This window comes from Pelomonas sp. BJYL3 (genome assembly GCF_027257975.1).
GTDB classification, from domain to species: domain Bacteria; phylum Pseudomonadota; class Gammaproteobacteria; order Burkholderiales; family Burkholderiaceae_C; genus Roseateles_B; species Roseateles_B flavus.
This window is the reverse complement of record NZ_JANZKX010000001.1, coordinates 507622-526877: the sequence shown is the minus strand read 5'-3', so window position 1 is coordinate 526877 and position 19256 is coordinate 507622. Positions and strand designations below refer to the sequence as shown.

General features: G+C 71.7%; 19 protein-coding genes. 10 read left to right on the top strand and 9 right to left on the bottom strand.

Annotated elements, in window-relative coordinates:
• Positions 1-36 precede the first annotated feature (36 nt).
• A complete protein-coding gene (locus O9Y01_RS02380) occupies positions 37-450 on the bottom strand; it encodes an MAPEG family protein (RefSeq protein ID WP_269629879.1) in 414 nt (137 codons plus the stop codon).
• A 47-nt stretch (positions 451-497) separates the two neighbouring features.
• On the opposite strand from O9Y01_RS02380, the gene O9Y01_RS02375 reads away from it, so the two are divergent.
• Positions 498-1364: an AraC family transcriptional regulator gene (locus tag O9Y01_RS02375; RefSeq protein ID WP_269629878.1), complete on the top strand. Its 867-nt coding sequence runs from the start codon at positions 498-500 to the stop codon at positions 1362-1364.
• Entirely contained in the window at positions 1364-1753 is a 390-nt protein-coding gene (speD, locus tag O9Y01_RS02370) for an adenosylmethionine decarboxylase (protein ID WP_269629877.1), read from the top strand. The genes O9Y01_RS02375 and speD overlap by 1 nt, the downstream gene beginning before the upstream one ends.
• Here the strand turns inward: speD and O9Y01_RS02365 are convergent.
• On the bottom strand, positions 1742-2479 hold the full coding sequence (locus O9Y01_RS02365) for an AraC family transcriptional regulator (protein WP_269629876.1): 738 nt from the start codon (positions 2477-2479) through the stop codon (positions 1742-1744). The two genes, speD and O9Y01_RS02365, sit on opposite strands and share 12 nt — an antisense overlap.
• 98 nt (positions 2480-2577) lie before the next feature.
• On the opposite strand from O9Y01_RS02365, the gene O9Y01_RS02360 reads away from it, so the two are divergent.
• Positions 2578-3405, top strand: coding sequence for an inositol monophosphatase family protein (locus O9Y01_RS02360; RefSeq protein WP_269629875.1), 828 nt, complete (start codon positions 2578-2580; stop codon positions 3403-3405).
• Positions 3406-3422: 17 nt separating this feature from the next.
• Here O9Y01_RS02360 and O9Y01_RS02355 read toward each other — a convergent pair whose 3' ends face one another.
• The 4 genes from O9Y01_RS02355 to soxR all read right to left on the bottom strand — a co-directional run bounded on the left by O9Y01_RS02355 (position 3423) and on the right by soxR (position 6389).
• Positions 3423-4409 (bottom strand): dienelactone hydrolase family protein, encoded by a 987-nt coding sequence (locus O9Y01_RS02355; protein ID WP_269629874.1) that lies wholly within the window; start codon positions 4407-4409, stop codon positions 3423-3425.
• Positions 4410-4545: 136 nt separating this feature from the next.
• Complete coding sequence (locus O9Y01_RS02350; protein ID WP_269629873.1) at positions 4546-4749, bottom strand: hypothetical protein; 204 nt, start codon at positions 4747-4749, stop codon at positions 4546-4548.
• A gap of 111 nt (positions 4750-4860) precedes the next feature.
• Positions 4861-5751, bottom strand: coding sequence for an alpha/beta fold hydrolase (locus O9Y01_RS02345; RefSeq protein ID WP_269629872.1), 891 nt, complete (start codon positions 5749-5751; stop codon positions 4861-4863).
• Positions 5752-5876: 125 nt separating this feature from the next.
• Positions 5877-6389, bottom strand: coding sequence for a redox-sensitive transcriptional activator SoxR (gene soxR, locus O9Y01_RS02340; protein ID WP_269629871.1), 513 nt, complete (start codon positions 6387-6389; stop codon positions 5877-5879).
• Between the two features lie 107 nt (positions 6390-6496).
• On the opposite strand from soxR, the gene O9Y01_RS02335 reads away from it, so the two are divergent.
• From O9Y01_RS02335 to O9Y01_RS02305, 7 genes are all read left to right on the top strand, one after another.
• Complete coding sequence (locus tag O9Y01_RS02335; protein WP_269629870.1) at positions 6497-7654, top strand: questin oxidase family protein; 1158 nt, start codon at positions 6497-6499, stop codon at positions 7652-7654.
• Positions 7655-7747: 93 nt separating this feature from the next.
• Positions 7748-8743 carry a LysR family transcriptional regulator gene (locus O9Y01_RS02330; protein WP_269629869.1) on the top strand — a complete coding sequence of 332 codons (996 nt, stop codon included), beginning with the start codon at positions 7748-7750 and terminating at the stop codon, positions 8741-8743.
• Positions 8744-8885: 142 nt separating this feature from the next.
• Positions 8886-9359, top strand: coding sequence for a (2Fe-2S)-binding protein (locus tag O9Y01_RS02325; protein ID WP_269629868.1), 474 nt, complete (start codon positions 8886-8888; stop codon positions 9357-9359).
• A gap of 11 nt (positions 9360-9370) precedes the next feature.
• The gene (locus O9Y01_RS02320; RefSeq protein WP_269629867.1) at positions 9371-11638 is read left to right on the top strand and encodes a xanthine dehydrogenase family protein molybdopterin-binding subunit; all 2268 of its coding nucleotides are present in this window, start codon (positions 9371-9373) and stop codon (positions 11636-11638) included.
• 13 nt (positions 11639-11651) lie between these two features.
• Positions 11652-12716 carry an XdhC family protein gene (locus O9Y01_RS02315; protein ID WP_269629866.1) on the top strand — a complete coding sequence of 355 codons (1065 nt, stop codon included), beginning with the start codon at positions 11652-11654 and terminating at the stop codon, positions 12714-12716.
• The gene (locus tag O9Y01_RS02310) at positions 12704-13351 is read left to right on the top strand and encodes a nucleotidyltransferase family protein (protein ID WP_269629865.1); all 648 of its coding nucleotides are present in this window, start codon (positions 12704-12706) and stop codon (positions 13349-13351) included. The genes O9Y01_RS02315 and O9Y01_RS02310 overlap by 13 nt, the downstream gene beginning before the upstream one ends.
• A 126-nt stretch (positions 13352-13477) precedes the next feature.
• Positions 13478-14095 (top strand): hypothetical protein, encoded by a 618-nt coding sequence (locus tag O9Y01_RS02305; RefSeq protein ID WP_269629864.1) that lies wholly within the window; start codon positions 13478-13480, stop codon positions 14093-14095.
• Between the two features lie 46 nt (positions 14096-14141).
• Here O9Y01_RS02305 and O9Y01_RS02300 read toward each other — a convergent pair whose 3' ends face one another.
• From O9Y01_RS02300 to O9Y01_RS02290, 3 genes are all read right to left on the bottom strand, one after another.
• Positions 14142-14876 carry a hypothetical protein gene (locus tag O9Y01_RS02300; RefSeq protein WP_269629863.1) on the bottom strand — a complete coding sequence of 245 codons (735 nt, stop codon included), beginning with the start codon at positions 14874-14876 and terminating at the stop codon, positions 14142-14144.
• Positions 14877-14933: 57 nt separating this feature from the next.
• Positions 14934-17771 carry a bifunctional diguanylate cyclase/phosphodiesterase gene (locus O9Y01_RS02295; protein WP_269629862.1) on the bottom strand — a complete coding sequence of 946 codons (2838 nt, stop codon included), beginning with the start codon at positions 17769-17771 and terminating at the stop codon, positions 14934-14936.
• Between the two features lie 143 nt (positions 17772-17914).
• On the bottom strand, positions 17915-19186 hold the full coding sequence (locus O9Y01_RS02290) for an NAD(P)/FAD-dependent oxidoreductase (protein WP_269629861.1): 1272 nt from the start codon (positions 19184-19186) through the stop codon (positions 17915-17917).
• Positions 19187-19256: the final 70 nt, after the last annotated feature.

The following is a 19256-nucleotide window of genomic DNA, read 5'->3' as shown; positions in this document are numbered from 1 at the left end:
CAGCAGCACGACCGTTCTGACTGCGCGCTGCCCTGATCACCCGGGCTGGATCAGCCGCCCTGCCAGCCACAGCTGCGCCCCCACACCCAGCAGAAAGCACGCGGTGCGCGGCATGATGGGCAGGCCGGCGATGCTGACGGCGTAATGCCCCACGCGGGCCCAGAAATAGAGCTGGGCGGCCAGCGCCGTGCCGGCATCCTGACGCCCGGCCAGCACCACGGCCAGGACGAGGGGGGCGAAGACCACCAGGTTCTCGACGGCATTCAGGTGGGCGCGCCAGGCCCGCTGCGCCCAGGGCGCGCGCGGCGGCGGGTCGGCGGGCGGGAACCAGGCCCAGCCCGGGGGGCCCAGCTCCTTGAAGCGATTGGCCACATAGGGCAGCCAGAGCAGGGCGCACCAGCCGGCCGAAAGGGCCAGCCACTGCAATTCGGGGGACGTAGACTGCGGCACCGAGGCCTCCTGTGGTTGAGCAGGCCCAGACCATAGTCAGGAGCGCCATGGGCCGCAGGGATGAGCTGGAAGCACGCGCAGGACAGGATGGAGATGCGGCCCCGCCGGCACCCCTGAGCGACCCCCTGCCCGCGCCCCTTCAACAGGCCCTGGCCCAGGGCCTGGGCGCCTGCCAGCTGGCCGGCGAGGGCCTGGACTGGCGGGCGGAGCTGGGCCGCGCAGCGCCGGCTGCCGCCAAGCTGCTGTGGGTGCGCAGCGGCGCCCTGAGCCTGCGCCTGGGCCGCCGCCCGCTGAGCCTGCGCCCGGGCCAGGCCTTGCTGCTGGATCCCTCCCAGCCCCTGCACCTGCAGTGCGACGCACCCTTCCAGCACCTGATGGCCCTGCTGCCCGACGAGGACGGGCAGCTGCGCCGCGAGGCCCGCGCCAGCGAGTCGCCCCGGCCCCTGCCCACGCCGCTGGGCGACTTTCTCGGCAGCTGGTCGCGGGGCTCGGCCACCATGCCCTGGCGGGCGCAATGGCACGCCGCCCAGGCGGTGAAGGGCTGGTGGCAGGGGCTGCGGGCCCTGCCGCAGACACCCGCCGAACGCCTGCGCGCCGAGGCTCGCGCCCTGCTGGCACAGGATCCGGCCGCATGGGATGCCGCAGGCCTGGCCCGGCAGCTGCGCGTCAGCCGCCGCCACCTGGACGCCGCCCTGGCGCAGGAGGGGCTCACGGCCACCCAGCTGATCTGGGCCGAGCGCCTGAACCGTGCGCGGCTGGCGCTGCTGGCGCCCCTGCCGCCCTCCATCACGGCCCTGGCTTACGAGCTGGGCTTCAAGGACAGTGCGCATTTCAGCCGCAAGTTCCGCCAACAGCATGGTGCCGCGCCGCGACAATGGCGGGCCCGGCAACTCCAGACTCAGGACCACGGCTGATGCAAGGCCTGCACCTCACCGCCGATCTGCGCGGCTGCGACCCCGCCCTCCCGCTGATGACCGACCCTGCGGCGCTGCGCCAGCGCTGCGTGGCGGCGGTCAGCGAGGCCGGGCTCGGCGCGGTCGCCGAGCTCTTCCATCGCTTCACGCCGGCCGTGGAGGGCGAGCCCAGCGGCATCACCGGTGTGGTGCTGCTGGCCGAATCGCACCTGGCCGTCCACACCTGGCCCGAGCTGGGCGGCGTGACGCTGGACGTCTATGTGTGCAACTACGGCACCGACAACAGCGCCAAGGCCGAGTCCCTGATGGCCGCGCTGGTCCGCGCCTTTGCGCCCGGCGCGGTGCAGCGCCAGACCCTGCACAGGGGCCAGGGCGGTTCAGCCGCCTGAGCTGGCGCGGGCCAGCCAGGCCCTGGGCGGCAGGCCCATGCGCTGCTTGAACCGCGTGATGAAGGCACTGGGGCTCTCGTAGCCCATGTCCAGGGCCACGGTGGTCACGGGGGCGCCGGCCACCAGGCGCTCCAGGGCCAGCGTCAGCCGGACCTGCTGCCGCCATTGCGCAAAGCCCATGCCTGTCTCCAGCTGGAAACGGCGGCTCAAGGTGCGCCGGCTCATGTGCAGGCGCTGGGCCCAGTGGTCCAGGTCCGTGGCGTCGTCAGGGTGGGCCAGCAGATGCTCGCAGAGGGGCCGCAGCCGGGGATCGGCCGGCATGGGAATGCACAGCGGCTGCGCGGGGGCCTGGCAGACGAGGTCGGCCAGCACGGCCTGGTAGGCCTCATGCGCGCGGCAATGGGCCTCGTCGTGCAGGGCCTGCAGCAGGGCCTTCAGCAGGGGCGTGGTGAGCAGCACTTTCCACTGCGCAGGGAAGCCGGCCGTGGCCCAGGCCTCGTCCACATAGAAATTGAGGCCGCGGGTGGGGGTCAGGTATTGCGCGCCATGCAGGGCCTGGGGCGGCATCCAGGCCAGAAAGCCCGGCGGCAGGGTCCAGCGCGAATCCTCGGTGAGCACCGTCAGCAGGCCCGAGCTCACCCACAGCAGCTGCCCTTGCGGGTGGCGATGCGGTGCAGGCGCGTCGGAGGGCTGGTGGTCCAGCGCTTGGCTGTGGAGGCGGGGCATGGCCGCTTGGCCCGATCGGGAAGGCGGATGGCGACAGCGCGCAAGTATGCGGCAGCGCGCGCAGGAACACTGAAGGGCCTTGTTCACCGGAGATCCGGATGCCGCACGACCTTTGCACCCCCCAGGCTGGCGATCCTTTGCTCGAGCGCCTGCTCCCCCTGCTGCGGGAGGCGGGCCAGCGCCTGCTGTCCCGGCAACCCTCGCGGGCCCGGCACGACGCCAGCCTGATGCGTCAATGCGTGGACGACGCCGGTACCAGCACCCTGCGCCAGTTGGGCCAGGCCCTGCGGGCGCAGTGGCCGGACGTTCCCGTGTTCCCGGCCGGCCTTACGCCGGACCGCCTGCCTGCCGTGACGGGCCTCTACTGGCTCTGCGATCCACTGGACGGCGCGATCCAGTACCTGGCCGGCCTGCCGATGTGGACCTGCAACCTGACCCTGATGCAGGGCGCGGAGCCGCTGCTGGCCCTCGTGCACGATGCCTGCCTGGATCGCAGCTACCACGCGCTGCGGGGCCAGGGCGCGGGCTGCGATGGCGAGGCCATCCGCTGCAGCGAGGCGCCGCCGCTGGCCCTGTCCACGCTGGGGACCAGCTTTCCCAATGTGCCGCCCCGGCCGCAGGCGGAGGTCGACGACTTCCTGGGTCACCTGGCCCGCACGGTGCCGGCCGTGCTGGCCCAGCGCTGGATCGGTTCGGCCACGCTGTCACTGGCCCTGGTGGCCTGCGGCAGGCTCGATGCCTACTGGGAATGCGGCCGGCACCTGGTCGACTGGCTTCCCGGCCTGCTGATCGCCCGCGAGGCAGGGGCGACGGTGTCAGGCCTCGGGACCGTGCCGCTGGGCGAGCCCGGCTCGGGCCTTCTCGCGGCACCGGCGGCCCTCCACCGGCAGCTGCTGGGCCTGTGGCAGCCCGGCGCGCCGCGGTGAAGAGCCCGCAGGCCGCTTCACAGGTGCTTCGCGAAGAAGCGCACCACGCGGGCGCGTGACAGATAGGCCTGCTCGGCATCCGGGCTCATCCGCACGCTGGGCACGACGCCCGTGCTGAAGTAGCTGCCCTGGTTGGCGTAGGGGTCCGTCACCGTGATGGGCACCATCAGGCGGTCCCAGCCATGGGCGGCGCCGGGGTAGACGTTCACGCTGACGATGCCGCCATTGCTGGCATTGACCGACTGGGCCAGGGCCTGGCAGGGGGCGCCGCTGTTGTCGTAGTCGTCCTGGCTGCCGACCTGGATCATCACCGGCGCGCCGGTGAGGTTGATCCACTGGACGCCGAACTGGGCCGGCGTGGTGTGCAGGGCCGCCAACAGGGACGCGTTGTTCCAGGGATAGCAGACCGGGTAATGCGCGACGTGCGCCTTGAAACTGCGGCCGCCGCCGAACCTGCCGGCATAGAGGCGCTCGGCCGCTCCCAGGCTCACCAGACCGCCCCATGAGAAGCCCATCACGCCGACGCGGGCACCATCGATCTCCGGCCGCTGGGCCAGGTAGGCCAGGGCCGAGAAGGCATCGGGGTAGGTCAGCACCGGCGCGCTGGGGCGCTGGCTGGGGTTGCTGATGCCGCGGGCCTGCCACATGTCGATCTGCAGGGTGGCGATGCCGGCGGCGTTGAGTGCGGCCTCGTAGAAGTCTCCGCGGGCATCGACGCCGGCCGAGCCATGCAGGATCAGCACGGCCGGCAGCTTGCGGTGGCCATGGCCGGCGCCCCGGATCGCGTGCGCGGGCAGGCTCAGCTTGCCCTGGATCGTCAACATCGCGCCGGGCGACGCCAGGTTGGGGGAGGGGAAGCTGATGAAGGAGACGTCCGGCTGCCAGCCCCGTGCCAGATGGGCCAGGCCTTCCTCCGCCCCTGCCTGCGCAGGCAGCGCGATCAGTGCCGCCGCTGCCATGCCGATCGCCACCCGCCCCGTCGCCTTCAACCAATTCCAAGCCATGCTTGCCTCCGATGCGCCTGTTGCGCGCAGGCGGACCGCCCGGCTGCGCAGCTCAGACGCTATCACCGAGGCGCAGCCCCGGCCTCGGGACTTGCCTGGAGGGGCAGGAGAGCGGCGGGACGCCCGCCGCGCGGGCTCAGCGCACCGGATCCGGCGCGCGGCGGATAGACCACTGGGCCTGAGCGGCCAGCTCTGCCGCCGTGCGCTCGTCGGCGGTCACCAGGTATTCATGGCTGTTGCGTTCGACGAAATAGGCGGAGCGGTAGCGCAGCAGGAGCTCACCCAGGGCCTTGCGGGCCTGGCCGGGGGTGCCGGTGAAGGTGAGGGTCAGCGTGGTCATGGTGGGCATCCTTCCGAAGCCGGCGCTGTGGGGCCGGCCGTCTTTCCTGAACGCCGATGCGCCGCGCCGGTTGACGGCGGCGGTTTCAGGGGGAGGTCTCAGGGTGAGGTTTCAGGCCGCCTCCACCCCCTCCAGAAAGCGCAGGAGCTCGGCGGCCGTCTCGTCGGGGAACTGGTCCGCGAAGAAGTGGCCGCCTGGCAGCGTCGCCGTCTGCACGGTGCGGCAGCGCGTGCGCCATTGCGCCGGGATGTCGAAGAGCGCGTTCATCACGCCGGCCTCGCCGTAGAAGACCAGGGTGGGGCACTCGACCCGCTGCTGGGCGTCTGCCTGGTCCAGGGCCAGGTCCACGCTGGCCGCGGCGCGGTAGTCCGAGCAGGAGCCATGGATCATGCCGGGATCGCGCCAGCAGCGGCGGTAGTCGGCCAGCTGCGCTGCGTCGAAGTCGCCCAGCCGCGCCTTGCCCCAGCCCAGCAGGCAGGTCTCGTAGAAGTAGTCCGGGTCCTGGCCGATGAGGCGCTCGGGGAAGGGCTCGGGCTGCTGCAGGAAATACCAGTGCCAGTAGGTGGCCGCGACCTGCCGGTTGGTGTCCATGAACATGGCCAGGGTCGGCACGATGTCCATGACGGTCAGCGAACGCACGGCCTCGGGATGGTCCAGCGCCAGCCGGTGGGCCGTACGCCCGCCGCGGTCATGGCCGACGAGGTGGAAGCGATCGAAGCCGAGCTGGCGCATCAGACCGAGCTGGTCGTCGGCCAGGGCGCGGAACGAATAGTTCGAATGGTCCGGCAGGTCGCGGGGCTTGCCGGAATCCCCGTAGCCGCGCAGGTCGGCCGCCACCACGGTGTAGTGCCGCGCCAGCTGCGGCGCGATGCGGGCCCACATCGCCCGGTTCTGGGGAAAGCCGTGCAGCAGGAGCAGGGGTGGGCCGGAGCCGCCGATGCAGTAGGCGATGTCCAGCTCGCCGAGCCTCGCCCGGGAGCTGCTGAAACCGATGAAATCCATGGGACTCTCCCGATCGTTCCACACCACGGCCGCCTGGCTGGCAAGACCTGACCCCTTGTCCAGGCATCGCTGCAGGCCCTGGCGGGGAGGATAGAGGGCCGCTCCTGCCCTGTCACCTGTGGCTCTCAGCCCGGGCCCTGGCGCCGCGTCTTCTGCGGCACGGCCTGCTCCGCCAGCACCTCGCTGGACCGGTCCCCCATCCAGTAGCGCGCGCCCGCGCCGCGGCGCCCGGCCGCGTCCTGCGGGTTGTAGAGCTTGCACTTGCTGAGGGACAGGCAGCCGCAGCCGATGCAGGAGGCGAGGGTGTCCTGCAGCTGCTGCAGCTCAGCGATCCGTGCCGCCAGCAGGGGCTGCCAGTCGCGCGAGAGGCGCTCCCAGTCGCGCGCATTGGGTGTGCGCGCGTCCGGCAGGCTGGCCAGCGCGGCGCGGATCTGGTCCAGGCTCAGGCCCACCTGCTGCGCGGCGCGGATGAAGGCCACGCGGCGCAGGTCGCTGCGGGCGAACTGGCGGCGGCCCGAGGCGCTGCGGTGGCTCAGCAGCAGCCCCTGCTCCTCGTAGAAGCGAAGGGCGCTGGCGGCCACGCCGGCGCGGCGGGCGAAATCGCCGATGGGAAGCAGGGCGGGGGAGGCATCGCTCATGACGGTTCGGCAGGACGAGAGGGGGAATGAAATGAAGGCTTGACTTCAAGTTCACTTGAACTTGCAGTATGCACCCATCGTGTCGTGACGCAATGAGGAGAACGATGATGGATGAGGTACTGAACCATGCCTTCCAGGATGGGGCGCATCGCCTGGCTGAGGAGCCGGCCGGGCCGGCAGCGCCCGCGGGCAGGGCGCTGCCGCCCAAGGCCGGCTCGCAGGCCCTGCTCCATGGGGGCCTGGACGCGGCGCAGGCCTTCGGCCCCGCCTTCGACGGCGCCATGAGCAACCACCTGCCCATGGCCCTGCACGCGGCCTGGGAGATGGGCGCGGAGGCCCCGCGCCTGCAGGCCCTGGTCGACCATGAGCGGCCCAAGCTGGAGCCGGTACGGCCGGCCTCGGACGCCGAGGCCGCCTCGGCCCGGCGCGCCGCCCAGCGGCGCATGACGGGCGCAGCGGGGGCGGACGAATGGCTGCTGCATCGCGGCCAGCCCGAGTCCTTCCCCTGGCTGCAGGCCTACTTCGCGGCCCAGCTGGGCCAGCAGCCGGCCGCCCAGGTCCTGGGAGCCCACCTCGAAGCGCTGCTGCGCTCGCCCCATGCCTTCGCCTTCCATGGCCTGATCCGCACGGCGCATGCCTGGGAAAGCGGCCACCGTGCCGAGCTGGCCGCGGCGCTGGCCACCTGGGCCGCCTGGTGGGAACTGCTGCCCGCGGGGCGCCAGGACGGTGAGGCGATGCCACCGCAGGCCTGGGCCCAGGCGCTGCGCAGCCGCACGCAGGGCTGGCGCAGCGAGCTGCCCATGATCATCTATCGCATGCGCAGCGCAGGGGAGACGCCGCTCTATGCCGGCCTGGCCGAGTGCCTGGCGCCGGCCTCCGGCCTGGCCGAGCGCCGCGAGCAGTTGCTGGCCGTGGCCCGCGAGGCCTATCTGCACAGCCGCAATTTCACGGTCCTGCACCTGATCACCGGCCTGCGGGCGCTGCGGGTGCTGCTGCCCCTGTTGCCGGCGTCGGCCGATCAGCAGCCCCTCGTCGCCGCGCTGGACCGCGCCGCAGTGGCCGGCTGGATGGCCGGGCGCCTGCACTGGCAGGAGGGCGTGCCGGCAGGCGCGCTGCTGCCCTGGCCGGCGCTGCACCGCGCCGCCCTGGCCCAGGACGATGAGCACGTGATCAAGGGCGTCCATGCCTGCTGGCAGGAGGACGTCCGGGCGCCGGACGCGCGCTGGCGCCAGGTGGCGCAGCGCATGCTGGAAGGCCAGGCCTGAGGGGTGGGCGCGCAGGCACTGGAATTGGCAAGTCCGGCTTGATAATCTGCTCCAAGCCGTCTTGATCCATTTCCAGCCGGAGGCGCCTGCCCCATGTCCCAGAGCGAGCTGCGTACCCTCACCATCTTCGTCAAGACCGCCGAGCTGGGCAGCCTGCGCCGCGCGGCGGCGGCCGAGGGCATCAGCCCCCAGGCGGCCAGCCAGGCCCTGGCCCAGCTGGAGCAGAAGCTGGGCGCGCGGCTGTTCCACCGCACCACGCGGAACATGTCGCTGACGGACGAGGGTCGGCTCTTCATGGACGCCGCCCTGCCGGCCCTGCAGGGCCTGGAGCGCGCCTTCCAGGTGGTGCGCCAGGCGCGGGACGAGGTGGCGGGGCCCCTGCGCATCGTGGGGCCGCGCTCCAGTTTCCAGCCGGTGATCGGTGCCCTGGTGGACGAGTTCTGCCGCCGCCACCCCGACGCCCAGCCCGATGTGCAGCTGGACGACCGCATCGGCAACTGGGTCGAGGACCGGGTGGACGTGGGCTTCCGCGTGGGCTCGGCACCGGCGGACGGCGTCATCGCCCGGCGCCTCTTCCCCCTGCAGATGATCATCTGCGCCGCCCCCGCCTACCTGGCCCGCTACGGCGCGCCCGACAGCCTGGCCGAGCTGGCGGCCCACCGCTGCAGCGGCTTTCGCAAGCCGGGCACGGGCCGGCTCATGCCCTGGCCGGTGAAGGTCGATGGCGCCACGCTGGAGCAGGACGTGCTGTCCAGCTTTTCCACCAACGAGGAGGGCCTGGAGCTGGACGCCCTGCTCAGCGGGCGGGTCATCGGCCAGGTCAGCGGCATCATGGGCGCGGCCCATCTGCGCGCCGGCCGCCTGGTGCCCCTGCTGAGCGCCCATGTGGCCGACCAGTACGGCCTGCACATCTACTGGGGCAGCCGGGTCGCGCAGCCGGCGCGGGTGCGGGCCTTCATCGACCTGGCCATCGAGCGCCTGGCCGGCAACACGGACTATGTGCTGGGCGAGCAGGAGCTGGCCCGCCTGGAAGCGCAGGGCCGGCGCCAGCACCTCCGGCCGAGCGCCCGATTGGCAAGCAACGCTTGACAGTGCAGCAAGCGCCGCTGGGCTATCCGCGCTGCGGGGAAGGGCCTACATTCAGCGGCTGATTGCTTCGCCGCTCCGTTCTCCGGACTGCTGTCCGGACGGCGGCTGCGCCCCCCTCTTCATCGTGCGGAGACCCGACGCCATGACCCAGCTCCTCGTCAACGGCCGCGAGCACCAGCTCGACATCGATCCCGGCACCCCCGTCCTCTGGGCCCTGCGTGACAACCTCGGCCTGTGCGGCAGCAAGTTCGGCTGCGGCGCCGCGCTGTGCGGTGCCTGCACCGTCCACGTGGACGGCCAGGCCGTGCGGGCCTGCGTGACGCCCGTTTCCGCCGTCGAAGGCAAGCCGGTGACCACCATCGAGGCCGTGACGGCCGGTGGCGACCGCGTGGGCGCCGCCGTGCATGCCGCCTGGGTCAAGCATGACGTGGCCCAGTGCGGCTACTGCCAGAGCGGCCAGATCATGTCGGCCACCGCCTTCCTGAAGAGCCTGCCCAAGGGCAAGCAGCCCACGGCCGCCGAGATCGACGCCGCCATGGCCGGCAACATCTGCCGCTGTGGCACCTATGCCCGCATCCGCGCCGCCGTGGCCGAAGCCGCCCGCGCCCTGGCCTGAAGGAGACCCCCATGCTGAACCGCCACCTGTCTCCCGAACTCGGCGCGGCCCTGGCCGCCGAGATGCCCCGTGCGCTGCAGCACATCCTCTCGCGCGATTCGGCCGAGGCGCCGTCGGCGCTGAGTCGCCGCGGCTTCCTCAAGATCACCGGCGGCGCCGGCTTCGCGCTGGGCTTCGCGCCGCTGGCCGCCACGGCTGCCGACGCCCCCGAGGCGTCTGCCAAGGGCCTCAAGCCCTTCCAGCAGCCGGTGTCCTTCCTGCGCATTGCGCCGGACGGCACGGTCACGGTGCTGGTCAACCGCCTGGAGTTCGGCCAGGGCGTGCACACGGCCCTGCCCATGATCCTGGCCGAGGAGCTGGATGCCGACTGGTCCCGTGTGCGCGCCGAGCTTGGCAGCAATGACCCGGCCTTCGTGGACCCCGCGTTCGGCCTGCACATGACCGGCGGCTCCAACAGCATCAAGAACAGCTTCATGCAGTACCGCGAGCTGGGCGCCCGCGCCCGGGCCATGCTCATGGGCGCGGCCGCGGCGCGCTGGAACGTGGGCGTGGCCACGCTGCGCACGGAGCAGGGCCAGGTGATCGGCGCCGACGGCCGCCGGGCGAGCTATGGCGAGCTGGCCGAGGCCGCCATGGCTCAGCCGGTGCCCGAGCAGGTCACGCTGAAGAACCCCAAGGACTTCCGTCTGATCGGCAAGCCCATGGACCGCCTGGACAGCAAGGCCAAGAGCAGTGGCAAGCAGGACTTCGGCATCGACGTGCGCCTGCCTGGCCAGCTCACCGCCGTGATCGCCCGCCCGCCGGTCTTCGGCGCCAAGCCCCGCTCGGTGGACGATGCCGCCGCGCGCGCCGTGCGTGGCGTGAAGGCCGTGCTGCGCGTGCCGCTGGATCGCGGTGCGGAAGGCATCGCCGTGATCGCCGAGGGCTACTGGCCCGCCAAGATGGGCCGGGAGGCGCTCAAGATCGACTGGGACAGCTCGGCCGTCGAGAAGGTCGACAGCGCGAAGCAGCTGGCCCAGTACCGCCAGCTCGCCCGCCAGGACGCCCCCGAGCACTTCAAGGCCGACATGGCCCCGCTGGCCAAGGCCCCGCACAAGATCCAGGCCGAGTTCCACTTCCCCTACCTGGCCCATGCGCCCATGGAGCCGCTGAACTGCACCGTGCAGTGGCAGCCCGAGGGCGCCACGCTGTGGGTGGGCACCCAGTTCCCGGGCGTGGACGGCATGGCCGCCGCCAAGGTGCTGGGCCTCAAGCCCGAGCAGGTGGCCGTCAAGGTGCAGATGGCCGGGGGCGGCTTCGGCCGGCGTGCGGTGGCCACCAGCGATTTCGTCACCGAGGCCTGCGCCGTGGCCAAGGCGGCCCGCAGCGCCGGCATCGAGGCGCCCATCAAGACCCAGTGGAGCCGCGAGGACGACATCCACGGCGGCTACTACCGCCCCATGCACCTGCACCAGGCGCAGCTGGGCTTCGACAAGCAGGGCAATGTGCTGGCCTGGGACCACGTCATCGTGGGCCAGTCCATCGTCTCCGGCACCATGTTCGAAGGCTTCATGGTCAAGAACGGCATCGACCAGACCGCCGTGGAAGGCATGAAGGAGCCCTATCCCTTCCCCATGCGCCTGCGCGTGCACCATCCCAAGCTCAATGTGCCGGTGCTGTGGTGGCGCAGCGTGGGCTCCACCCACACGGCCTTCGTGATGGAGACGCTGGTGGACGAGATCGCCCGGGCGACGAAGCAGGACCCCGTCGCCTACCGGCTGAAGATGTTCGGCGACAAGCACCCGCGCCACCGCGCCGCCCTGGAGCTGGCCGTGGCGCAGAGCGGCTATGGCCGGCGCAAGCTGCCGGCAGGCCGGGCCTTTGGCGTGGCGGTGCATGAGTCCTTCGACACCGTGGTGGCCTATGTGGTGGAGGCCTCGGTGAAGAAGGGCCAGGCCGTGCTGCACCAGGTCACGGCCGGCGTGCACTGCAATCTGGCGGTGAACCCGCGCACGGTGGAGGCCCAGGTGCAGGGCGCGGCGCTGATGGGCCTGGGCATGTGCCTGCCCGGCGCGGCCATCACGCTGAAGGACGGCGTGGTGGAGCAGGGCAATTTCGGCGACTACGTGGTGCCGCGCATCACCGACATGCCGGCGATCGCCGTGCACATCGTGCCCAGCGCGGAGCCGCCCACCGGCATGGGCGAACCGGGCCTGCCGCCACTGGCGCCGGCCTTCGCCAATGCCATCGCCAAGCTCACCGGCAAGCCGCAGCGCCAGCTGCCCTTCAAGCTCGCTTGAACTTGAGCGCCTGATGGAAGACCTGGACACCCTGGTGCTGCGCACCGCCGCCGGCTGGCAGGCCGCGGGCCAGCCAGCGCTGCTGGTGACGGTGGCCCGCACCTGGGGCTCCTCGCCGCGGCCGCCGGGCTCGCTGATGGCCATCAGCGGGCGGGGCGAGACGGTGGGCTCGGTCTCGGGCGGCTGCATCGAGGACGACCTCATCCTGCGCATCCGCGAGCAAGGCATCGCTTCGGTCTGCGAGCAGGGCCGGCCGGCGGTGCTGCGCTATGGCATCTCGGCCGACCAGGCCCACCGCTTCGGCCTGCCCTGCGGCGGCACGGTGGAGCTGGTGCTGGAGCCGCTGCAGGCGCAGAGCCAGGTGCCCGAGCTGCTGGCCGCCTGCGCCGCGCGGCACAGCACCGAGCGCTGCCTCGATGTGCGCAGCGGCGCCGTGACCCTGAGGCCGGGCCGTGCCGATGGCGTGCCGCGCTGGGACGGCGAGACCCTGGTCAACCACTTCGGCCCGCGCGCCCGGCTCGTGCTGATCGGCGCGGGCGACCTCTCGCGCTTCATGTCGGAGATGGCCCTGAGCCTGGGCTTCGAGGTCATGGTCTGCGACCCGCGCCCGGAGCAGCGCGCCAGCTGGACCCTGCCTGGCGTGCACGTCAGCCACGAGATGCCGGACGACCTGATCCAGCGCCTGCGGCCCGATGCCCGCACCGCCGTCGTGGCCCTCACGCACGACCCCAAGCTGGACGACCTCGCCCTGATCGACGCCCTGCAGTCCCCGGCCTTCTACGTGGGCGCCATCGGCTCGCGCCGCAATGCCCAGCAGCGCCGCCAGCGCCTGCTGGAGCATTTCGACCTCAGCCCGGCCCAGATGGAGGCGCTGCGCAGCCCGGCGGGGCTCTACATCGGCAGCAAGACGCCGGCCGAGATCGCGCTGTCCATCATGGCCGAGATCGTTGCGCGCAAGAACGGCATCGCCCTGCCGCCGCAGGTCCAGGTGGCCGAGGCCAAGGGCCTGGAGGAGGCGGTGGCAGACGCGGACGCGGACGCGCCACTGCCGCAGGACGCCCTGGTGTGCGGCCGCTGAGTGAGGCCCGCGCCCCCGGGGCCGTGATCCTCGCCGCCGGCCTGGGGCGCCGCCTGGGTGGCCGGCCCAAGGCCGCCCTGCACATCGGCGGGGAGAGCCTGCTGGAGCGCCTCGCCCAGGCGCTGCGCGAGGCCGGCGTGGCCCAGCCCCGCGTGGTGCTGGGGCCCTACCGCGAGACCCTGCTGCCGCTGGCACTGCGCGCCGGCCTGGACCCTCTGCTGCACGAGCGAGACGAGCCCTCGCTGATCGACTCCCAGCGCCTGGCGGTGCAGGCCCACCGCCGCCTGCTGCCCGCTCAGCCGCTGTGGCTGCTGCTGGGCGACCTGACCGCCCTGGGGGCCGAGGACCTGCAGCGCCTGCGCGAGGCCTGGGCGCAGCGCCCGCCGGGCATCGAGGCCCTGGTGCCGACGGTGGCGGGGCAGCGCGGCCATCCGGTGCTGCTGTCGGCGGCGGCGCTGACGGCCGTGGACGAGCAGCCGCCCGGGCAGGGTGTGCGGCACTGGCTGGCAGCGCACCCGGGGCAGGTCTGCTTCCTGGACGTCCCCGGGCCCGGGCCGGTGCAGGACCTCGACACCGAGGCGGCGCTGCAGGCCCTGCGCCGGGACTGCCATCCGCGCTTCGTCGGCTGGCCCTGAAGCGCAGACTGGCGCAGTGGGAGATCAGTTGCGTCATCAGTCGGGCGTCATCCCGCCGTCGCCGACCTGCCGGCCCACCGGACTGCACCAGAATGCGGGCGGTCGACATCCTCACCTGCCCTTGCCATGGACATCCAGCTCAACTTCATCAACCGGTCCAATGACGCCAGCAATTCGGAGGTCGTGGTCTTCCAGCAGCACACGGCGGGCGGTTCCGGCGAGCTCGCCGTGGCCTGGACGGTCATCAGGAACTGCGGCCAGGGCAGCCACCACCCCTTCGTCTTTCCCTTGAGCCTGTCGGTCGGGGCCAGGGACAGCGATGGCAACTACACGCCGCAGCTGCAGGCGCAGGACGGCGAGCTGTTCAAGATGACGCTGACCCCGTCAGGCAACCAGCTGGTCCCGGCGGGCGCCGGTGCCAGCCCGCAGGAAGTGCAGGTGCTCAATGCCCTGGACAGGGGCGCGATCGACGCGCTGTGCTTCCGGGACGGCCGCCTGCTGGCCGTCAAGCACCAGGTCGCTCCCCAGCAGGTGGCGTCCTTCCAGTTCAAGCCCACGATCTGGATCGGCGTGGTGTCTCAGGTGCAGGCAGGGGAGGTGATGAACGCGGCCATCCTGTCCGAGCTCAACACGGAGATCTCGCTGCTGGGCATCGCCAGTGCAGACATCGTGATGACCGGCGGCGGCGCCGGCCCCGAGGCCAAGCCCTTCGCCTTCGAGCTCCAGAACATCGTGATGGCCTGAATCCGCGCCGCAGACGCCGCGGCGCTCACGCCTGCAGGCGGTCCCGCTAGCGTGAATGCGCCAGCAGCGCCTTGGCTGCCTCGATGCGCAAGGCCAGGGGCACGCTCGCGTCGTTCATCACCTCGCTGAGGAAGGCCTGCGGCGTCTGGCGGGCCGCAGCGCCTGGGTCTGCCGGGGCTGCGGCGCGGGGCTCGGTCGACTCGCTGTCCAGGTGCAGCGGGGCCAGCCGTGCGGCGGCCACGCGCAGGTCCTCCGTGCTGAGGCAGTGCAGGCCGGCCAGCAGATCGGCCTGCCCGTCGGCGCCGGGGGCCACGTCCAGCCAGGGCGTGTCCGCGAACACCGGCGCGAGGTCCGGGCTGACGAAGGCCGACCACTGCCCGGCCTGCGCCTGCAGCTGGGGCGGCAGGGCGGCCACGGGACTGTCGCTGAGAACGCCGGCCTGCAGGCGCAGGCGTTGGGGCGCGACGTCCGGCAGATAGCGCTGGCTCAGGGCCTGCAGAAAGGCCAGGCCGTCGGCGGGCGCCACCGGCTCGGCCAGGGCGAACCAGAGCTGGAAGCCCTCGCTGCCCGACACCGCGATGGCCGGTGCCGGCAGGCCCAGCTCCTGCTGCACGGCCTGCCACACGCCGGCCAGGGCGCGCCAATCGGCCGGCCGGGCCAGCTCCAGCAGCAGGGCGCGGGTGCGGCCCTGGGCGTCGGTGAGCGGCGGGGTCTGCCCGTCCTCAGGCTGCAGGCCGGGGGCGAGGAAGAGGCGTTGCCACTGGGCGTGGAGTCGGTTCATGGGGATGCGGAAGGAGCTCGGAGCCGTGCGGCGGGGAAGGGCGCCGTCCTGGCGGGGTCAGGTCTTGCTGTCCACCACCTGCTGGGCCACCCAGGCCTCGAATTCTGGCGCAGGCAGGGGTCGGCTGAACAGATAGCCCTGGTAGTGCGCACAGCCCAGCTCCGAAAGGGCGGCGCGCTGGGCCTGGGTCTCCACGCCCTCGGCGATCACGGTGAGGCCCATGCTGTCGGCCAGGGCCACCACCATCTTGGCGATGGCCGCATCGTTGGGGTCGACCAGGATGTCACGCACGAAGCCCTGGTCGATCTTGAGCTGCTCCAGCGGCAGGCGCTTGAGGTAGGACAGCGAGGAGTAGCCGGTGCCGAAGTCGTCCAGCGAAAAGCCCAGGCCCAGGCCCTTCAGCGCGTTCATCTTGGCGGTCACGTCCTCGATGTTGGTGGCCAGCATGCTCTCGGTCATTTCGAGCTTGAGCGCCTGGGCGCGGCAGCCGCTGCGCATGAGGGTGGTCATGACCTGCTCGACGAAATCCACCTCGCCGAACTGCCGGGCGCTGACGTTGACCGACAGGCTCAGCTGCGACAGCCCCGGCATGGAGCGCCAGCGCGCCAGCTGGGCGCAGGCGGTCTCCAGCACCCAGCGGCCCAGGGGCAGGATGAGGCCGGAGGACTCGGCCAGGGGGATGAATTCCGCGGGCGACACCATGCCTCGGCGCGGGTCCAGCCAGCGCACCAGGGCCTCGGCACCCACCACGCGACCCTCGGCATTGACCTGGGGCTGGTAGTACAGCTGGAACTGCTGCTGCTCGATGGCCTCGCGCAGGCCGGTCTCCAGCGCCGCGCGGGCGCTGACGACGGACTGCATCCGGGGATCGTAGAACTGCAGGGTGTTTCGGCCCGCGGCCTTGGCCTGGTACATGGCCAGCTCGGCGCGGCGCAGCGGCTCGGTGGGCGGCTCGGCCGCCCCCTCGGCGGGATGGCCGAACAGCGCGATGCCCACGCTGGCCGTGCGATGCTGCGTGGACTCGCCCAGCAAATAGGGCTGTTTGAGTGCCAGGAGCAGCTTCTCTGCCATGGCCTCGGCGTACGAGGCGGTTTCCTCGCTCTGGCCGCTGAATTCGTCCAGCACGATGGCGAACTCGTCGCCGCCCAGGCGGGCCGCGGTGTCACCCTCCTGCACGCATTGGCTCAGGCGCTGAGCCACCTCCTGGAGCAGCAGGTCGCCCTGGTCGTGGCCCAGGGTCTCATTGACGGTCTTGAAGTCGTCCAGGTCGACGTAGAGCAGGGCCCCGAGTCGGTGGTGGCGCTGGCAGCCGATCATGGCCTGCTGAAGCCGGTCCAGGAACAGGCGGCGGTTGGGCAGGCCGGTGAGAGGGTCGGAGAAGGACAGGCTGTGGATGCGCTCCTCCGCGGCCTTGCGCTCGCTGATGTCGCGGGTGATGGAGAGGATGCAGGGCATGCCGTCCAGGCTGATCAGCTGGGCGGAGATGAGGCCGGTCCAGATACGCCCGTCCCGGGCCTGGAACTCGGCTTCCATATTGCTGCAGGTGCCGGTCTTCATCAGCGGCTGGATCAGGCGCTGGCGGTCCGCCGGATGGCGCCAGAGGTGGATGTCATGCACCGTCTTGCCTGCCAGGCTCTCGCGGGGCCAGCCGGTGAGGGGCTGGAAGCTGTCGTTGACCTCGATGAAGCGGCCCGTGCTCAGCTGGGTGATGCACAGGGCATCGGGGCTGGTGCGAAAGGCGATGCGGAAGCGCTCCTCGCTCTGGCGCAGCCGGGCGTCGGCGCGCATGCGGGCGTCCAGCATGGCGTTGAGTTCGTGGGCGATGGCCTGGAGCTCGGCGGGGCCCTCGGGCAGGGCGCGCTCGTAGATGGCGCCGGCGCCCACGGCCGCCATGGTGCGCGAGATCGCCTCCACCGGCCGCGCAATGCGCCGTGTCAGCCGCGCCGTGATCAGGCCTACCGCCAGCAGCAGGCAGGCGGTAAAGCCCAGGCGCTGCCAGGCCAGCTGCAGCACCGGCGCCATCACGACGGCCTGGTCCAGGGCCACGAAGACGATCCAGTCGCTGTGCGGCACGGGGCCGAAGGAGAAGAGGCGCGGGATGCCCTCGAAGTCCGGCGCGGCCAGCACGCCTTCGCGCTCGCGCCGCATGCGGGCGGAGGTCTCCGGGTGCGCGGGCTTGCCGACCCGCTCCTCGGCGCGCTCGGAGCGCGCGATCACGATGCCGTCGCCATTGATCACGCCGACAAAGGCCCGGGGCGGCAGCGTGCCGGAGGGCAGCAGGGGGCGGTAGTTGGTCAGATCCACCGCGATGCCCACCACGCCGCTGATGGAGCCGTCCTCGCGCCGGATGGGGTAGGCCAGGGTGGAGACCCAGCGCCCCGTGATGAAGCCTTGCGCGGGCTTGCCCACGGTGAAGCGACCGCTGGTGAGCACCTCGTTGAAGTAGTAGCGCGGGTCCGGGCCGGCCTTGCTGCCGGCGACGACGTCGGTGGCGCTGCAGATCAGCCGGCCGCCGGCGTCCAGGGTGAGCACATTGGCATAGGCCGTCTGGAACTGCATCAGCTCGCCCAGCATGGGGTCGCAGCGGGACCGGTCCAGGGCGCGCACACCCGGACGCTCGGCCAGGCGGGCCAGCACGCGCTCGGCCTGGGTCAGGAAGAGCTCGGTCTGGGTGCCGTAGAGCAGGCGCGTGGCGGCGGCCTGGCGGTAGGCGGCGGCCAGGCTGGCCTGGTACTGCTGCCAGGTGTCGTAGCCCAGGGTGAGGACCAGGACCAGCACCGGCAGCGCCACCAGGCCCAGCAGGGCCCAGCGCATGGCCAGGCCCCTGGGCCGCGGCGCCGGGGCGCTGGCCTCGCCCTGCCCGGCGGGTTGCGGCGGGCTCTCCAAGGTGATCAAGGTGCCTTCTCCATCAGGAGGGCAAGCCTACCTCCAATGAGGGCCACCGAGGCTGGGCGCGCTGCCTCGGGAGGCGGTCTGCGTTCAGAGTTGGCAGGCCGGGGCCGGCGCTGTGGGCGCAACGCAGCACACCGGGTCAGGGCTCAGCGCTCCAGCCGCTCAATGCCCAGGGACTTGAGCACGTACTTCTCGTAGATGGGCTCCGAGCTGCCGGTCTTCATCTTGTACAGGAAGTACTTCTCGAAGGCGATCTTGGCCACATGGACCCACTTGCCCTTCCTGAACCAGTTGACGTTGCGCGGGGGGATCTGGGGCAGGGCGACGAAGGCGGCCCCGGTGTCGCCCATGTCGGCCAGGCAGATGGCATTCCAGGTGCCCTTGGCGCTCACGGGCCGGCCGGCCAGTTCGTCAGCGATGTTCTGGACGATGGCGCTGACCATGGTCTCGATCATGTAGCCGGTCTTTGGCGCACCCGTGGGAACCGGCGTTGCCTCTACCGGCGGGATGGCCACGCAGACGCCGGCCGAGAAGATGTTGGGGTACTTCCTGCTGCGCTGGTGTTCGTCGATCAGCACGAAGCCACGCGGGTTGCACAGGCCCTCCACCTGCGCCACGGCGTCCACGCCGCGAAAGGCGGGCAGCATCATGCTGAACTTGAAGGGGAGCTGGTGCTCCTTCTTCACGGCGCCGGCCTCGTCCAGCTCGCTGATGTGCATGCGGCCCGGCTCGACCTGAGTCACGCGGGCATTGGTGATCCACTGGATGTGGTGGTTGCGGAACTCGCTCTCCAGCATGGACTTGGAATCGCCCACGCCGCCCAGGCCGAGGTGACCGATGTAGGGCTCGCTGCTCACGAAGGTCATGGGCACCTTGTGGCGCAGCTTGCGCTTTTGCAGGTCGCGGTTGAGGATGAAGGCGAACTCGTAGGCGGGCCCGAAGCAGGAGGCGCCGGGCATGGCACCGATGATCACCGGGCCCGGGTCTTCCAGGAAGGCTTGATAGGCCGCCCAGGTGCTGTCGGCATGGTCCACCGCGCAGATGGAGTGCGTGTGGGCCCCTGGGCCGGCGCCGGGCACCTCGTCAAAGGCCAGCTTGGGGCCGGTGGTGATCACCAGGTAGTCGTAGGGCAGGGTGCTGCCGTCAGCGAGCTGCAGGGCGTTGCCGGCGGCGTCGATGCGGTCCACGCGCTGGGCCACGAAGCTGATGCCCTTCTTCTCCAGGTAGGGGCGGATGGGGAAGGTGATGTCCTCCCGCGTGCGCCAGCCCACGGCCACCCAGGGGTTGGAGGGCACGAACTGGAAATAGTCGACGGCATTGACGACGGTGATGCGATGGCTGCTGTCCAGCTTCTCTCTCAGCTCATAGGCGGCCGGCATGCCGCCGGTGCCGGCGCCAAGGATGACGATGTGAGCCATGGCTGTCTCCTGTGGACCGGTTCCGCCCCGCGTGGACCAGGAGGCCGGCATTGCTGTGGATGTCGTTCAT

Coding starts and splice junctions, on each gene's coding strand:
- O9Y01_RS02320 (WP_269629867.1), top strand. CDS start 9,371: ATGCTGAACCGCCACCTGTCTCCCGAACTCGGCGCGGCCCTGGCCGCC.
- O9Y01_RS02300 (WP_269629863.1), bottom strand. CDS start 14,876: ATGAACCGACTCCACGCCCAGTGGCAACGCCTCTTCCTCGCCCCCGGC.
- O9Y01_RS02350 (WP_269629873.1), bottom strand. CDS start 4,749: ATGACCACGCTGACCCTCACCTTCACCGGCACCCCCGGCCAGGCCCGC.
- O9Y01_RS02335 (WP_269629870.1), top strand. CDS start 6,497: ATGGATGAGGTACTGAACCATGCCTTCCAGGATGGGGCGCATCGCCTG.
- O9Y01_RS02305 (WP_269629864.1), top strand. CDS start 13,478: ATGGACATCCAGCTCAACTTCATCAACCGGTCCAATGACGCCAGCAAT.
- O9Y01_RS02345 (WP_269629872.1), bottom strand. CDS start 5,751: ATGGATTTCATCGGTTTCAGCAGCTCCCGGGCGAGGCTCGGCGAGCTG.
- O9Y01_RS02365 (WP_269629876.1), bottom strand. CDS start 2,479: ATGCCCCGCCTCCACAGCCAAGCGCTGGACCACCAGCCCTCCGACGCG.
- soxR (WP_269629871.1), bottom strand. CDS start 6,389: ATGAGCGATGCCTCCCCCGCCCTGCTTCCCATCGGCGATTTCGCCCGC.
- O9Y01_RS02360 (WP_269629875.1), top strand. CDS start 2,578: ATGCCGCACGACCTTTGCACCCCCCAGGCTGGCGATCCTTTGCTCGAG.
- O9Y01_RS02355 (WP_269629874.1), bottom strand. CDS start 4,409: ATGGCTTGGAATTGGTTGAAGGCGACGGGGCGGGTGGCGATCGGCATG.
- O9Y01_RS02330 (WP_269629869.1), top strand. CDS start 7,748: ATGTCCCAGAGCGAGCTGCGTACCCTCACCATCTTCGTCAAGACCGCC.
- speD (WP_269629877.1), top strand. CDS start 1,364: ATGCAAGGCCTGCACCTCACCGCCGATCTGCGCGGCTGCGACCCCGCC.
- O9Y01_RS02290 (WP_269629861.1), bottom strand. CDS start 19,186: ATGGCTCACATCGTCATCCTTGGCGCCGGCACCGGCGGCATGCCGGCC.
- O9Y01_RS02375 (WP_269629878.1), top strand. CDS start 498: ATGGGCCGCAGGGATGAGCTGGAAGCACGCGCAGGACAGGATGGAGAT.
- O9Y01_RS02315 (WP_269629866.1), top strand. CDS start 11,652: ATGGAAGACCTGGACACCCTGGTGCTGCGCACCGCCGCCGGCTGGCAG.
- O9Y01_RS02325 (WP_269629868.1), top strand. CDS start 8,886: ATGACCCAGCTCCTCGTCAACGGCCGCGAGCACCAGCTCGACATCGAT.